Here is a 15,052-nt window from a genome sequence, read left to right on the forward strand (position 1 = left end):
CAATGAGCGTCTTCGGCAAAAAAGAGCAGGATACACAGCGTTCGGCGAACGCTGGGCGTCCGCTCGCCGGAAGCCCAGCTCGTCCGGCCGTAAGCCAGCAGCCCAGCCCTTATGTGATCTATCGCGAAGGCGAGACCGAGCGCCCCACTTTCCACGGCTCTTTCGCCGAACGGCATTGGCCAAAGTTCGGGGCAGCGGCATTCGCGCTGTTCATGGTTGTCTACTCGCTGATCTATGAAAACCGCGACCCGGCGACGATCCTGCTTGCCTCGCTGCTCGGCGGCGCAATCAGCTATTTTGTGCTCAGCATGTTTCGCAAGTCGGTCAATGATGTGCACACGGCGCGGACCGAGATATTCAGATCGCCGCGTTTCGCTGTCGGCGCGGCGCTCGGTTTCGGCTATTTCGTCTATTCGACGTTCCTGCGCAGCCCGGCTGTCTACGACAGCGAGATAGCGCAGGCGGTGTTCGACTATACGGACCCGCTGACGCCTTTCCGTGACGGCTTTCAGCAGCGGGATCTGTCGGCGGTTGCGACCTTGATCCTCAAGGCCGCAGGCATGATGGTCGCGGGCGGTGTGATTGTAAGAATGATTGCCAGGCGGCTGCTTGGCGAAGAAGCCGGGAGTGCCAACAATGCTGGCTGACAAAGACCGCATCTTCACCAACATCTACGGCCTGTTCGACAAGTCGCTGGCCGGCGCGATGGCGCGCGGCGCCTGGGACAACACGCCCGGCATCGTCGCCAAGGGGCGCGAGTGGATCGTCAACGAGATGAAGGCGTCTGGCCTGCGCGGCCGTGGTGGCGCCGGCTTCCCGACGGGTCTCAAATGGTCGTTCATGCCCAAGCAGAGCGACGGCCGGCCGAGCTATCTGGTCATCAATGCCGACGAATCGGAGCCCGGCACCTGCAAGGACCGCGACATCCTGCGCAATGACCCGCATACTTTGGTCGAAGGTGCGCTGCTTGCCGGTTTCGCCATGGGCGCGATTGCCGCCTACATCTATGTGCGCGGCGAGTTCATCCGTGAGCGCGAGGCGTTGCAGCGGGCCATCGAGGAGGCCTACGAGGCCAAGCTGATCGGCAAGAACAACACGTCCGGCTATGATTTCGACATCTACATGCATCACGGCGCCGGCGCCTATATCTGCGGCGAGGAGACGGCGCTGCTGGAAAGCCTCGAAGGCAAGAAGGGCCAGCCCCGGCTGAAACCGCCATTCCCGGCCAATGTCGGCCTCTATGGCTGCCCGACCACCGTCAACAATGTCGAATCGATCGCGGTGGCGCCGACCATCCTGCGCCGCGGTGCGGCCTGGTTCTCGTCCTTTGGCCGTCCCAACAATGTCGGCACCAAGCTGTTTTGCATCTCCGGCCACGTCAACAATCCGTGCACGGTCGAAGAGGCGATGTCGATCCCGTTCCGCGAACTGATCGAGGCGCATTGCGGCGGCATTCGCGGCGGCTGGGACAATCTCTTGGCGGTCATTCCGGGCGGCGCTTCGGTGCCGCTGGTGCCGGCCGAGCAGATCATCGACACGCCGATGGATTTCGACGCGCTGCGCGACCTCAAATCCGGCCTCGGCACGGCGGCTGTCATCGTCATGGACAAGTCGACCGATATCGTGAAGGCGATCGCGCGGCTTTCCTACTTCTACAAACACGAGAGCTGCGGCCAGTGCACACCGTGCCGCGAAGGCACCGGCTGGATGTGGCGGGTGATGGAGCGGCTGGTGCGCGGCGAGGCGCAGAAGCGCGAGATCGATATGCTGCTCGACGTGACCAAGCAGGTCGAGGGCCACACGATCTGCGCGCTGGGCGACGCGGCGGCATGGCCGATCCAGGGCTTGATGCGGCATTTCCGCGGCGAGGTGGAGCGGCGCATCGACGAGTTTTCGCGCAACGCGCACCGGGCCGAGCCGGTGATGGTGGCGGCGGAATAGACGAATTTGTGAATGTGGGCGAAAGCCCGAAGCGAAATACGGGCAAGTGCCCGATTTGAAATACGGGACAACCGGGGCGGGGCGAACGAAAAAACGACGAGGAGAACTCTATGGCGCCGTATTCGACACCCAACCCGCTAATGCCCAATTTGGACCAGATCGAGAAGATGAACCAGGACTTGACCAGGATGATGCCGAAGGAGATGGCCAGCGCCGTCAACCTTCTCGTGCATCCCGTGGCGGGTGCGGCGGCGATGTCGGCGCTTGGCCTCGGGCTCGCCAACCACGCTTTCGGCGTCTGGCTCGGCGCGATTTCAGGCGCGGCGGAGGCTTCGCAACGGTTGCTGCAGCCGATCGTCGATGATTTCGAGGCGCGCATCGCGCAGTTCGACGACCCGAACTCTTCCTCCACCAGGGCGCGGGCGACGGCGAAAACCATGATTGCCGAGGCGCAGTCCTTTGCGCAGGAAGTCACCGATATTGCCGCCAAGGAAGCCGCCACCATGGCACCGGTGGCAAATGCCGGTCCGGCAGACGGCGACGCCGCCGGTGTGCTGATGCCCGAGGATTTCAGGCAGCCCAATGCCATGGAGAAGCCGGCGAAACCGGCGGATCTCAAGGCGATATCGGGTATCGGGCCCAAGCTGGAAAAGGTTCTCAACGGCCTCGGCATCTGGACCTATACCCAGATCGCGGCATGGACGCCGCAAGAGGTTGCCTGGGTCGAGGATTATCTGTCGCTCACCGGCCGCATCGGCCGCGACGATTGGACAGCCCAAGCGGCGGCGCTCGCCGTCAAGTGAATGAAATGCCTGACGTGGTCTCGACCGCGCCCGGAAAAAGAGATTGCGGGCACTCCGCAGGGGTTTGAGGCGAATGGCAAAGCTCAAGGTCGACGGGAAAGAGATCACTGTACCCGACCACTATACGCTGCTGCAGGCGGCGGAAGACGCGGGCGCGGAAGTGCCGCGCTTCTGCTTCCATGAGCGGCTGTCGATCGCCGGCAATTGCCGCATGTGCCTGATCGAGGTGAAGGGCGGGCCGCCCAAGCCGCAGGCGTCCTGCGCCATGAACGTGCGCGACCTGCGTCCCGGACCGAATGGCGAGGCGCCGGAAATCTTCACCAACACGCCGATGGTCAAGAAGGCCAGGGAAGGCGTGATGGAGTTCCTGCTGATCAACCATCCGCTGGATTGCCCGATCTGCGATCAGGGCGGCGAATGCGACCTGCAGGACCAGGCGATGGCCTTCGGTGTCGATTCCTCGCGCTATCATGAGAACAAGCGCGCGGTCGAAGACAAATACATCGGACCGCTGGTCAAGACGGTGATGAACCGCTGCATCCATTGCACGCGCTGCGTCCGCTTCACCACGGAAGTCGCCGGCATTTCCGAGCTTGGCCTGATCGGCCGCGGCGAGGATGCCGAGATCACCACCTATCTCGAACAGGCAATGACCTCTGAGCTGCAGGGCAATGTCATCGACCTTTGCCCGGTCGGCGCGCTGACCTCGAAGCCGTTCGCCTTCCAGGCGCGGCCGTGGGAACTGACCAAGACCGAATCCATCGACGTGATGGATGCCGTTGGCTCGGCGATCCGCGTCGACAGCCGGGGCCGAGAAGTGATGCGCATCCTGCCGCGCGTCAACGAAGCGGTGAACGAGGAGTGGATTTCCGACAAGACCCGCTTCATCTGGGACGGATTGCGCACGCAACGCCTCGACCGACCCTATGTGCGTAAGGACGGCAAGCTGGTTCCCGCGAGCTGGGCCGAGGCCTTTGCCGCGATCAAGGACGCGGCTTCGAAGGCGGCACCCGAAAAGATCGGCGCCATATCGGGCGATCTCGCCGCCGTTGAAGAAATCTACGCGCTCAAGCTGCTGATGGCTTCGCTCGGTTCGAAGAATACCGATTGCCGCCAGGATGGCGCCGCACTCGATCCGGCGCTCGGGCGCGCCAGCTATATCTTCAACCCGACCATCGAAGGCATCGAGCAGGCCGATGCGGTGCTGATCATCGGCGCCAACCCGCGCTATGAAGCTTCGGTGCTCAACGCCCGCATTCGCAAGCGCTGGCGGATCGGCAATCTGCCGGTCGGCGTCATCGGCGATGTCGGCGATACGCGCTACGACTACGAACAGCTGGGCGCCGGGCCGGAATCGCTGAAGGATCTGGCCGATGGTAATGGCAAGTTCTTCCAGACGCTGAAGAAGGCGACGCATCCGCTGATCATTGTCGGCCAGGGCGCTTTGGCGCGTGCAGACGGCGCGGCCGTGCTCGGCCAGGCGGCCAAGCTCGCCGCCGCCGTCAACGCTGCCCGCGCGGACTGGAATGGCTTTGCCGTGCTGCACAATGCGGCCGGACGTGTCGGCGGCCTCGATCTCGGCTTCGTGCCGGGCGAGGGCGGCAAGGATGTCGCCGGCATGCTGGGCGAGATGGAACTGCTGTTCCTGCTCGGCGCCGACGAGCTAGACATGGCTAAGACCGGCGGCGCCTTCGTCGTCTATATCGGCACGCATGGCGACCAGGGCGCACACCGCGCCAACGTCATCCTGCCGGCGGCTGCCTACACCGAAAAGTCGGCCACCTACGTCAACACGGAAGGCCGCGTGCAGCAGACCAACCGCGCCGGTTTCGCGCCGGGCGATGCGCGCGAGGACTGGGCGATTCTCAGGGCGCTGTCGGATGTGCTGGGCAAGAAACTGCCGTTCGATTCGCTGTCGCAGCTGCGCGCCAAGCTCTATGGCGAATACCCGCATCTGGCCCGCATCGATCAGGTCGCGACCGGCAATGCCGAGGACATCGCCAGGGTGGCGAAGCTCGGCGGGCGGCTGAACAAGGGCACCTTCACCTCGCCGGTGACGGATTTCTACCTGACCAACCCGATCGCGCGGGCATCGGCCGTGATGGCGGAATGCTCGGCGCTGGCCAAGAGCGGCTTCAAGCAGGCGGCGGAATAAGCATGGACACTTTCTTCTCCTTCTACGTGCTGCCGGCGCTGCTGATCCTCTTGAAGTCGGTCGTGTTGATCGTCGTGCTTTTGGTCTTCGTCGCCTACATCCTCTACGCCGATCGCAAGATCTGGGCGGCGGTGCAGCTGCGCCGCGGCCCGAACGTCGTCGGCCCCTGGGGTACGCTGCAGGCTTTCGCCGATCTGTTGAAATTCGTCTTCAAGGAACCGATCATTCCCTCGGGCGCCAACAAGGGCGTCTTCCTGCTGGCGCCGCTGGTCTCGGCGGTGCTGGCGATCTCCGCCTGGGCGGTCATTCCGGTCAACGAGGGCTGGGCGATCGCCAACGTCAATGTCGGCATCCTCTATGTCTTCGCCATCTCCTCGCTCGAGGTCTATGGCGTCATCATGGGCGGCTGGGCGTCGAACTCGAAATATCCGTTCCTCGGCGCGTTACGTTCGGCGGCTCAGATGGTGTCCTACGAAGTCTCGATCGGCTTCGTCATCGTCACCGTGCTGCTCACCGCCGGCTCGCTCAACTTGACCGATATCGTGCTGTCGCAGCATGATGGAATTGGTACGCGGCTTGGCCTGCCCAACACCTTCCTCGACTGGAATTGGCTGGCGCTGTTCCCGATGTTCATTATCTTCTTCATCTCGGCGCTGGCCGAGACGAACCGCCCGCCCTTCGATCTGGTGGAAGCCGAATCGGAACTGGTCGCCGGCCACATGGTCGAATATTCGTCGACACCGTTCCTGCTGTTCTTCCTCGGCGAATATGTCGCCATCGTGCTGATGTGCGCGCTGGCCACCATCCTGTTCCTCGGTGGCTGGCTGCCGCCCTTCGACTTCGCGCCGTTCACCTGGGTGCCGGGCGTCATCTGGTTCGTGCTGAAAGTCTGCTTCGTGTTCTTCGGCATCTCCATGGTGAAGGCCTTCGTGCCGCGCTACCGTTACGACCAGCTGATGCGGCTTGGTTGGAAAGTGTTCCTGCCGATCTCGCTGTTCATGGTGGTCGCCACCGCAGCCTTCCTCAAGATCACGGGGTTTGCGTGATGTCCGCTCTGTCCCAAGCCGCAAAATCGCTGCTGCTGCAGGATTTCGTCAGCGCCTTCTTCCTGTCGATGCGCCAGTTCTTCGCGCCGAAGGAGACGATCAACTATCCGCACGAGAAGGGGCCGACCAGCCCGCGCTTCCGGGGCGAGCACGCGCTGCGCCGCTATCCCAATGGCGAGGAACGCTGCATCGCCTGCAAATTGTGCGAGGCGATCTGCCCGGCGCAGGCCATCACCATCGAGGCCGGCCCGCGCCGCAATGACGGCACGCGCCGCACGGTGCGTTACGACATCGATATGGTGAAGTGCATCTATTGCGGCTTCTGCCAGGAAGCCTGCCCGGTCGACGCCATCGTCGAGGGGCCGAATTTCGAATTCGCGACGGAGACGCGTGAGGAACTTTACTACGACAAGGACAAGCTGTTGGCGAATGGCGACCGGTGGGAGCGCGAACTGGCGCGCAACATCTCGCTGGACTCGCCGTACCGCTGATATTTGACGCATGGACGGGGCGAGGGGCCTCGTCTAAGGAAACACGCAACTTGCCGACCGGAGGCGGTCGCAAAAATCGAACAGGACGAACGTCCTGTTTCGGATAGGAACCCGGGGGAACCCCATGCTGAGTGGACTAGAGGCGGCCTTTTTCTACCTCTTCGCCTTTGTCGCGGTGGCGTCGGCGTTCATGGTCATTTCGTCGCGCAACCCCGTGCATTCGGTGCTGTTCCTGATCCTGACCTTCTTCAATGCCGCCGGGCTGTTCATGCTGACCGGCGCCGAGTTCCTGGCGATGATCCTGCTCGTCGTCTATGTCGGCGCGGTGATGGTGCTGTTCCTGTTCGTCGTCATGATGCTCGACGTCGATTTCGCCGAGATGAAGGAAGGCGCCCTGCAATATGCACCGATCGGCGCGCTGGTCGGTCTGATCCTGGCGGCGGAGCTGATCGTCGTGCTGGGCGGCTACACCTTCGCACCGCAGCTTGCCTCGACGATCTCCAAGCCCATTCCGGATCTCGCGACGCGGACCAACACGGCCGCGCTCGGCGACATCCTCTATACGGACTACCTCTACTACTTCCAGATTTCGGGCCTCGTGCTTCTGGTGGCCATGATCGGCGCCATCGTGCTGACGCTGCGCCATAAACCTGGCGTCAAGCGGCAGTCGATCGCAGCCCAGGTCGGCCGCACGCCGGCGACCGGCATGGAAATCCGCAAGGTCAAGACAGGCGAGGGACTCTGAGATGGTTGTCGGCATCGCGCATTATCTGACCGTATCGGCTGTTCTGTTCACGCTCGGCGTGTTCGGCATCTTCCTGAACCGCAAGAACGTCATCGTCATCCTGATGTCGGTCGAGCTGATCCTGCTTGCGGTCAACATCAATTTCGTCGCCTTTTCGGCGGCACTCGGCGATCTGGTCGGCCAGGTGTTCGCGCTGTTCGTGCTGACGGTCGCGGCGGCTGAGGCCGCCATCGGGCTTGCCATTCTCGTCGTCTTCTTCCGCAACCGCGGCTCGATCGCGGTCGAAGACGTGAACATGATGAAGGGTTGACGGAACCACCATGTATCAGGCCATCGTCTTCCTTCCCCTGCTCGGCTTCCTGATCGTCGGCCTGTTCGGCACGTCGCTCGGCGCCAAGGCGTCCGAATACATCACCTCCGGTTTCCTGGTGATCGCGGCGGTGCTGTCGTGGGTCGCTTTCTTCACCGTCGGCTTCGGCCATGGCGAGGTGTTCACCGTGCCGGTGCTGCGCTGGATCCAGTCAGGCGGACTGGAAGCGTCCTGGGCGCTGCGGATCGACACGTTGACGGTGGTGATGCTGGTGGTGGTCAACACCGTGTCGGCGCTGGTTCATATCTATTCGATCGGCTACATGCACCACGATCCGAACCGGCCGCGCTTCTTCGCCTATCTGTCGCTGTTCACCTTCGCCATGCTGATGCTGGTGACGGCGGATAACCTCGTGCAGATGTTCTTCGGCTGGGAAGGGGTTGGTCTCGCCTCCTACCTGCTGATCGGCTTCTGGTACAAGAAGCCGTCGGCCAATGCCGCGGCAATCAAGGCCTTCGTCGTCAACCGCGTCGGCGATTTCGGCTTCGCCCTCGGCATCTTCGGCTTGTTCGTGCTGTTCGGCTCGGTCAATCTCGGCACCATCTTCGCCAATGCGGCAACGTTCATTCCCGCTGAAGGCTCGCCACAGGGCGCCGCCGTGCTGACCTTCCTTGGTCATGCGCTGGACAAGCAGGCGGCCATGACGGTCGTCTGCCTGCTCTTGTTCATGGGCGCCATGGGCAAGTCGGCGCAGGTGCCGCTGCACACCTGGCTGCCGGATGCCATGGAAGGCCCGACGCCGGTTTCGGCACTGATCCATGCCGCCACCATGGTGACGGCCGGCGTGTTCATGCTGGCGCGTCTGTCGCCGCTGTTCGAACTGTCGCATTCGGCGCTGACAGTGGTGACCTTCATCGGCGCCTTCACCGCCTTTTTCGCGGCCACGGTCGGTCTCGTCCAGAACGACATCAAGCGTGTCATCGCCTATTCGACCTGCTCGCAGCTCGGTTACATGTTCGTCGCGCTCGGCGTCGGCGCCTATGGCGCGGCGATCTTCCACCTGTTCACGCATGCCTTCTTCAAGGCCCTGCTGTTCCTCGGCTCGGGCTCGGTCATCCATGCCGTCTCCGACGAGCAGGACATGCGCAAGATGGGCGGCCTGCGCAAGCTGATCCCGACCACCTACTGGATGATGGTGATCGGCACGCTGGCACTGACCGGCGTCGGCATCCCGGTGACGGTTATCGGCACCGCCGGCTTCTTCTCCAAGGACGCCATCATCGAAAGCGCCTTTGCCAGCCACAATTCGGTTGCCGGCATGGCCTTCGTGTTGCTGGTCATCGCCGCCTGCTTCACCTCCTTCTACTCATGGCGGCTGATCTTCATGACCTTCCACGGAAAGCCGCGGGCGAGCCACGAGGTGATGCACCATGTCCATGAATCGCCGCCGGTGATGCTGGTGCCGCTGTTCATCCTGGCGGCAGGCGCACTGTTTGCCGGCATCATCTTCCACGGCGCCTTCATCGGCGAGGGCTATGCCGAGTTCTGGAAGGCGTCCCTGTTCACGCTGCCGGAAAACCACATCCTGCACGAGATTCACGAACTGCCGCTGTGGGTCGAGCTGTCGCCCTTCATCGCCATGCTGATCGGCTTCGCGCTGGCCTGGAAGTTCTACATCCGGTCACCGGATTTGCCCCGAAGCGTCGCCGCCAACCATCGCTTGCTCTACGCCTTCCTGCTCAACAAGTGGTATTTCGACGAGCTCTACGATTTCCTGTTCGTGCGGCCCGCCAAGCGCCTCGGCCATTTCCTGTGGAAGACCGGCGACGGCGCCATCATCGACGGCCTTGGCCCTGATGGCATTTCGGCGCGCGTCGTCGATGTCACCAACCGGGTCGTCAAGCTGCAGACCGGCTACCTCTACCATTATGCCTTCGCCATGCTGATCGGCGTTGCCGCACTCGTCACCTGGATGATGCTCTGATGACCGCCTGGCCAATCCTCTCGCTGGTCACCTTCCTGCCGTTGGTTGGTGTGCTGCTTATCTTGTTCATCAACGATGACAGCGAAAATGCACGCCGCAACATCCGCGCCATCGCGCTGTTGACGACGACGTTCACGTTCATCATCTCGGTGTTCATCTGGACCGGCTTCGACAATTCGCAGGCCGGCTTCCAGTTCGTCGAGAAGGTGGCCTGGCTCGACTCCGGCATCTCCTACCATATGGGCGTCGACGGCATCTCCATGCTGTTCGTCATCCTGACGACCTTCCTGATGCCGCTCTGCATCCTGGCCTCGTGGGAATCGATCGAGAAGCGCGTCAAGGCCTACATGATCGCCTTCCTGCTGCTCGAAACACTGATGATCGGCGTGTTCTGCGCACTCGATATCGTGCTGTTCTACGTCTTCTTCGAAGCCGGCCTGATCCCGATGTTCATCATCATCGGCGTCTGGGGCGGCAAGCGGCGCGTCTATGCCTCGTTCAAGTTCTTCCTCTACACGCTGGCCGGCTCGGTGCTGATGCTGCTCGCCATCATGGCGATGTTCTACCAGTCCGGCACGACCGACATCCCGACGCTTCTGACGCACAACTTCCCGGCCAGCATGCAGACCTGGCTATGGCTTGCCTTCTTCGCCTCCTTCGCGGTGAAGATGCCGATGTGGCCGGTGCACACCTGGTTGCCCGACGCGCACGTCGAGGCGCCGACGGCCGGTTCGGTCATCCTGGCCGCCATCCTCTTGAAGATGGGCGGGTACGGCTTCCTGCGCTTCTCGTTGCCGATGTTTCCGCTGGCATCCGAGATGTTCGCGCCGCTGGTCTTCACGCTCTCCGTCGTCGCCATCATCTACACGTCGCTGGTGGCGCTGATGCAGGAGGACATGAAGAAGCTGATCGCCTATTCGTCCGTCGCCCATATGGGCTTCGTCACCATGGGCATCTTCGCCATGAACCAGGAAGGCGTGCAGGGCGCGATCTTCCAGATGCTCAGCCACGGCCTCGTCTCCGGTGCGCTGTTCCTGTGCGTCGGCGTCATCTACGACCGCATGCACACACGCGAGATCGCGGCCTATGGCGGCTTGGTCAACAACATGCCGAAATACGCCACCGTGTTCATGATCTTCACCATGGCCAATGTCGGCCTGCCCGGCACCAGCGGCTTCGTCGGCGAATTCCTGACCATGCTTGGCGTGTTCCGGGTCAACACCTGGGTGGCGTTCTTCGCCGCCACCGGCGTCATCCTGTCGGCGGCCTACGCGCTCTGGCTCTATCGCCGGGTGATCTTCGGCGCGCTGACCAAGGACAGCCTGAAGGGCCTGCTCGACCTGTCGCCGCGCGAGAAGGTGATCATCTACCCGCTGGTCGTGCTGGTCATCTTCTTCGGCGTCTATCCCGCACCCGTCTTCGACGCGACGGCCGAATCGGTCAAATCGCTCGTCACCAATGTCACTGCATCCATCGGCGCCGCGCAGACCGCGGCGGCGAATTAACCCAAGGGTTTTGCGAACCATGACGCCGGACCTTCTCTCCAGCCTGTCGCTCTCGACGCCAGAGCTGATCCTTGCCGTCGGCGCGCTGGCGCTGCTGATGGTGGGCGCCTATTCGCGCGCCAACACCGCCAACACGGTGACCGGCCTTGCGGTCGCCGTGCTCGTGGTCGCGGGCGCCTGGCTCATCTTCCAAACCGGGCAGGGCAGCGCCTACGGCAACGCCTTCATCCAGGATTCCTTTGCCCGCTTCATGAAGGTGTTGGCGCTGGTCGGCTCGGCGGTGACGCTGGTGATGTCGATGCGCTTTGCCAAGGCGGAGCATTTCGACAAGTTCGAATATCCGGTGCTGATCCTGCTCAGCACGCTCGGCATGATGCTGATGATCTCGGCCAACAGCATGATCGGGCTCTATCTCGGCCTCGAACTGCAGTCGCTGGCGATCTACGTGCTGTGCGCGATCAATCGCGACAACCTGCGTTCGACCGAGGCGGGCTTGAAATATTTCGTCCTCGGCGCGCTGTCGTCGGGCATGCTGCTCTATGGCATCAGCCTGGTTTACGGCTACACCGGCAACACCGGCTTCCAGGAGATCGCGTCCGCGCTCGGCAGCGGCGAGCGCCAGCTCGGCCTCGTTTTCGGCCTCGTCTTCGTTCTGGCCGGCCTTGCCTTCAAGATCTCGGCGGTGCCCTTCCACATGTGGACGCCGGACGTCTACGAGGGCGCGCCGACGCCGGTGACGGCCTTCCTGGCGGCGGCGCCCAAGATGGCGGCTATGGCGCTGATGGTGCGCGTCACCATGGGCGCGTTCAAGCCGATCGCCTCCGACTGGCAGCAGATCATCGTCTTCATCTCGATCGCCTCGATGGCGCTGGGCGCCTTCGCGGCCATCGGCCAGACCAACATCAAGCGGCTGATGGCCTATTCCTCGATCGGCCATATGGGCTACGCACTGGTCGGCCTTGCCGCCAACAGCCAGGCTGGCGTGCGCGGTGTTGCCATCTACATGCTGATCTATCTGGTGATGACGCTCGGCACTTTCGCCTTCATCCTCGCCATGCGGCGCAAGGAAGGCAATGTCGAGCAGATCAGCGACCTGGCCGGCCTGTCGTCGACCAATCCGATCATGGCGACGATCCTGACCATCCTGATGTTCTCGCTGGCAGGCATCCCGCCGCTCGCCGGCTTCTGGGGGAAATGGTACGTCTTCCTCGCCGCCATCAACGCCAACCTCTATGCGCTGGCGATCATCGGCGTGCTGGCCTCGGTGGTGGGCGCCTATTACTATCTGCGCATCATCAAGATCATGTGGTTCGACGAACCGGTCGGCGGCTTTGTGCCGATGGCGACGGAATTGCGTGTCGTGCTCGGCGTCTCCGGCGCTTTCGTGCTGTTCTATGTGCTGATCGGCGGACCGATCGGCACCTATGCCGAAGCCGCCGCCAAGACGTTTTTCTAGACGGCATGGGATTTCGGCTGGCTCCAACCTCGGCGTCGGAAGGGTTCCGGCTCGAGGCGCATGACAGCGTCGGCTCCACCAATGCGCTGGCGCTGGATCACGCAAGGGCAGGCGACCCGGGCAAATTGTGGGTCGTTTCCAAGAAGCAGGAAAGCGGGCGTGGCCGGCGCGGCCGTGTCTGGGCGACGCCTGAAGGCAACCTCGCGGCGACGCTGCTTGTCATCACCAAGGCAGAGCTTCGCCTTGCCGCGACGCTGGGCTTCGTCGCAGGACTGGCGCTGGCCGATGCGCTCGACGCCGTGGTGCCGAAGGGCCGGATCGCCATCGGCCTCGACGGCGCCAGTGAGGAAAAAACCGTTTCGAGCTGAAATGGCCGAATGACGTGCTTGCCTCCGGCGCCAAGCTGGCCGGCATCCTTCTGGAGTCGGCCATCCTGGAAGGCGGCCGTTTCGCGGTGGCGGTCGGCATCGGCGTCAATGTGGTGGCATACCCCGAGGATTTGCCTTATCCCGCAACATCACTCGGCGCGCTGGGTGCGGCATGCGACGCGGAAACACTATTCCTGGCGCTGTCGGATGCCTGGAGCGAGAATGCAAGGGTGTGGGATGAGGGGCGCGGACTTGCCGCCGTCAGGCGACGGTGGTTGGCTCGCGCGGCGGGGCTCGGCGGCGAGGTTGCTGTCAGGATTGACGGTAATGTGGTGCGTGGGGTGTTTGAAACCATTGACGAAGACTGCCGTTTCGTGATCCGCGACGATGAAGGTTCGGTTCTGACGATCGCCGCCGGCGACGTGCATTTCGGCGCGGTCGCTTCGGCCAGAGCCTAGAGCTGTTCGCAAACGGCTCTAAGTGTTTGTTTTTGCGCAATTCTGGTGGGAAAACCGTTAGACACTTTTCCTGGAATTGCTTTATGGACTTGGCCTGAGGGCCAGGAAGGGAAAAATCATGGCGAAAGCGGAAAACGCCGAACTCGTCTTCGTGCCGCTCGGCGGCGTCGGCGAGATCGGCATGAACTTCGCTCTTTACGGCTACGGCCCGCCCAGTGCGCGCGAATGGATTGTCATCGATGTCGGCGTGACCTTCCCCGATGCCAGCCTGCCCGGCGTCGACCTGGTGCTGCCCGACACGCGCTTCATCGAGGAGAACCTCGCCAATCTGCGCGGCATCATCATCACGCATGCGCATGAAGATCACTACGGCGCGTTGCTCGACACCTGGCCGAAGCTGAAGGCGCCGGTGTGGATGACGCCGTTCAGCGCCGGCTTGCTCGAAGCCAAGCGGCAAGGCGAGCAGGGCGCGCCGAAAATACCGGTGACGATCTACAAAGCGGGCGAGAAATTCACCGTCGGCCCCTTCGAGATCGAAGCCATTCCGGTTGCGCACTCGATTCCCGAACCGATGTCGCTGGCGATCACCTCGCCGGCCGGCACCGTCATCCACACCGGTGACTGGAAGATCGATCCGGAGCCGACGATCGGGCCGAAGACCGACGAGGCGCGTTTCCGCGCCTATGGCGACAAGGGCGTTCTGGCGCTGATCTGCGATTCGACCAATGCGCTGCGCGAAGGCGAGTCGCCTTCGGAAGTGGCCGTTGGCGAGGGCCTCAAGGGCGTCATCCAGGCTGCCAAGGGCCGCGTCGCCGTCACCACGTTTTCCTCCAATGTCGGACGCATCGTCTCCATAGCCAGGGCGGCACGCGATGCCGGCCGCCAGTGCCTGGTGCTCGGCCGCTCGCTGAAGCGGGTCATCGATGTGGCTGGCGAACTCGGTTACATGGACGGTCTGCCGGAGTTCATCGCCGAAGAGGATTTTGGCTTCATCCCGCGCGAAAACCTGGTCATCATCTGCACCGGCAGCCAGGGCGAGCCGCTGGCCGCATTGGCCAAGCTGTCGCGCGAGGAGATGAAGTCAGTGTCGCTGACGGCAGGCGACACAGTGGTGTTTTCCTCGCGTACCATTCCCGGCAACGAGAAGGCGATCCTCGAGATCAAGAACCGCCTCATCGATCTCGGCGTCAAGATCATCGAGGATGGTGATGCGCTGGTGCATGTCTCCGGCCATCCTCGGCGCAGCGAATTGCGCAAGATGTATGAATGGGTGCGCCCGCAGATCGGCGTTCCCGTGCATGGCGAGGCGGCGCATCTGGTGGCGCAGGGATCGCTGATGTCGACATCGGGCATCGGCCAGGTGGCGCAGGTGCGCGACGGCGACATGCTGCGGCTCGCTCCCGGCCCCGCCACCATCATCGACCAGGTGCCGTTCGGCCGCATCTACAAGGATGGCAGACTGATCGGCACCGATCAGGCTATGGGCATCCGCGACCGGCGCAAACTGTCCTTTGCCGGCCATGTCGCGGTCAATGTCGTGCTCGACGACAAATATGAACTTGCCGGAGACCCCGATCTGGTCGCCATCGGCGTCGCCGAGGCCGATGGCCGTGGCGAGACGCTGGAAGATTTGATGATCGATGCGGCAATCGGCGCGGTGGACTCGATCCCCCGCCAGCGCCGAAAAGACCTCGACCTGGTGCAGGAAGCGGTACGGCGCGCGGTGCGTGGCGCCGCCAACGAAGCCTGGGGCAAGAAGCCGCTGGTGACGGTGTTCGTCACGAGGTGAC

At 62.9% G+C, this 15,052-nt stretch carries 12 protein-coding genes and 1 pseudogene; all 13 read left to right on the forward strand.

What is annotated here, in order from left to right:
• The first annotated feature begins 2 nt into the window (after window positions 1-2).
• Window positions 3-647, forward strand: a complete 645-nt coding sequence (locus HB777_08800) for a hypothetical protein (GenBank protein ID QND63995.1) — start codon at window positions 3-5, stop codon at window positions 645-647.
• Complete coding sequence (gene nuoF, locus HB777_08805; GenBank protein QND63996.1) at window positions 637-1,941, forward strand: NADH-quinone oxidoreductase subunit NuoF; 1,305 nt, start codon at window positions 637-639, stop codon at window positions 1,939-1,941. Before HB777_08800 ends, nuoF begins: the two co-directional genes overlap by 11 nt.
• Before the next feature lie 110 nt (window positions 1,942-2,051).
• Window positions 2,052-2,744, forward strand: a complete 693-nt coding sequence (locus HB777_08810; GenBank protein QND63997.1) for an NADH-ubiquinone dehydrogenase — start codon at window positions 2,052-2,054, stop codon at window positions 2,742-2,744.
• 73 nt (window positions 2,745-2,817) lie between these two features.
• Window positions 2,818-4,899 carry an NADH-quinone oxidoreductase subunit G gene (locus tag HB777_08815; protein ID QND63998.1) on the forward strand — a complete coding sequence of 694 codons (2,082 nt, stop codon included), beginning with the start codon at window positions 2,818-2,820 and terminating at the stop codon, window positions 4,897-4,899.
• 2 nt (window positions 4,900-4,901) lie between these two features.
• Window positions 4,902-5,945, forward strand: a complete 1,044-nt coding sequence (nuoH, locus tag HB777_08820; protein QND63999.1) for an NADH-quinone oxidoreductase subunit NuoH — start codon at window positions 4,902-4,904, stop codon at window positions 5,943-5,945.
• Window positions 5,945-6,436, forward strand: a complete 492-nt coding sequence (gene nuoI, locus HB777_08825) for an NADH-quinone oxidoreductase subunit NuoI (GenBank protein QND64000.1) — start codon at window positions 5,945-5,947, stop codon at window positions 6,434-6,436. Before nuoH ends, nuoI begins: the two co-directional genes overlap by 1 nt.
• A gap of 124 nt (window positions 6,437-6,560) precedes the next feature.
• A complete protein-coding gene (locus HB777_08830) occupies window positions 6,561-7,181 on the forward strand; it encodes an NADH-quinone oxidoreductase subunit J (GenBank protein ID QND64001.1) in 621 nt (206 codons plus the stop codon).
• A gap of 1 nt (window position 7,182) precedes the next feature.
• A complete protein-coding gene (gene nuoK, locus HB777_08835; protein QND64002.1) occupies window positions 7,183-7,491 on the forward strand; it encodes an NADH-quinone oxidoreductase subunit NuoK in 309 nt (102 codons plus the stop codon).
• Window positions 7,492-7,501: 10 nt separating this feature from the next.
• Window positions 7,502-9,475 carry an NADH-quinone oxidoreductase subunit L gene (nuoL, locus tag HB777_08840; GenBank protein QND64003.1) on the forward strand — a complete coding sequence of 658 codons (1,974 nt, stop codon included), beginning with the start codon at window positions 7,502-7,504 and terminating at the stop codon, window positions 9,473-9,475.
• Window positions 9,475-10,980 carry an NADH-quinone oxidoreductase subunit M gene (locus tag HB777_08845; GenBank protein ID QND64004.1) on the forward strand — a complete coding sequence of 502 codons (1,506 nt, stop codon included), beginning with the start codon at window positions 9,475-9,477 and terminating at the stop codon, window positions 10,978-10,980. Before nuoL ends, HB777_08845 begins: the two co-directional genes overlap by 1 nt.
• Before the next feature lie 19 nt (window positions 10,981-10,999).
• Complete coding sequence (gene nuoN, locus HB777_08850; protein ID QND64005.1) at window positions 11,000-12,436, forward strand: NADH-quinone oxidoreductase subunit NuoN; 1,437 nt, start codon at window positions 11,000-11,002, stop codon at window positions 12,434-12,436.
• Window positions 12,437-12,441: 5 nt separating this feature from the next.
• Window positions 12,442-13,262, forward strand: a pseudogene (locus tag HB777_08855) (biotin--[acetyl-CoA-carboxylase] ligase).
• 118 nt (window positions 13,263-13,380) lie between these two features.
• On the forward strand, window positions 13,381-15,051 hold the full coding sequence (locus HB777_08860; GenBank protein QND64006.1) for a ribonuclease J: 1,671 nt from the start codon (window positions 13,381-13,383) through the stop codon (window positions 15,049-15,051).
• Window position 15,052: the final 1 nt, after the last annotated feature.

Origin of the sequence: Mesorhizobium loti (assembly GCA_014189435.1) — a bacterium.
Classification (GTDB): Bacteria; Pseudomonadota; Alphaproteobacteria; order Rhizobiales; family Rhizobiaceae; genus Mesorhizobium; species Mesorhizobium loti_G.

Excerpts from the sequence above, each read along its gene's own strand:
- HB777_08800 (QND63995.1), top strand. The coding sequence starts at position 3 with ATGAGCGTCTTCGGCAAAAAAGAGCAGGATACACAGCGTTCGGCGAAC.
- nuoF (QND63996.1), top strand. The coding sequence starts at position 637 with ATGCTGGCTGACAAAGACCGCATCTTCACCAACATCTACGGCCTGTTC.
- HB777_08810 (QND63997.1), top strand. The coding sequence starts at position 2,052 with ATGGCGCCGTATTCGACACCCAACCCGCTAATGCCCAATTTGGACCAG.
- HB777_08815 (QND63998.1), top strand. The coding sequence starts at position 2,818 with ATGGCAAAGCTCAAGGTCGACGGGAAAGAGATCACTGTACCCGACCAC.
- nuoH (QND63999.1), top strand. The coding sequence starts at position 4,902 with ATGGACACTTTCTTCTCCTTCTACGTGCTGCCGGCGCTGCTGATCCTC.
- nuoI (QND64000.1), top strand. The coding sequence starts at position 5,945 with ATGTCCGCTCTGTCCCAAGCCGCAAAATCGCTGCTGCTGCAGGATTTC.
- HB777_08830 (QND64001.1), top strand. The coding sequence starts at position 6,561 with ATGCTGAGTGGACTAGAGGCGGCCTTTTTCTACCTCTTCGCCTTTGTC.
- nuoK (QND64002.1), top strand. The coding sequence starts at position 7,183 with ATGGTTGTCGGCATCGCGCATTATCTGACCGTATCGGCTGTTCTGTTC.
- nuoL (QND64003.1), top strand. The coding sequence starts at position 7,502 with ATGTATCAGGCCATCGTCTTCCTTCCCCTGCTCGGCTTCCTGATCGTC.
- HB777_08845 (QND64004.1), top strand. The coding sequence starts at position 9,475 with ATGACCGCCTGGCCAATCCTCTCGCTGGTCACCTTCCTGCCGTTGGTT.
- nuoN (QND64005.1), top strand. The coding sequence starts at position 11,000 with ATGACGCCGGACCTTCTCTCCAGCCTGTCGCTCTCGACGCCAGAGCTG.
- HB777_08860 (QND64006.1), top strand. The coding sequence starts at position 13,381 with ATGGCGAAAGCGGAAAACGCCGAACTCGTCTTCGTGCCGCTCGGCGGC.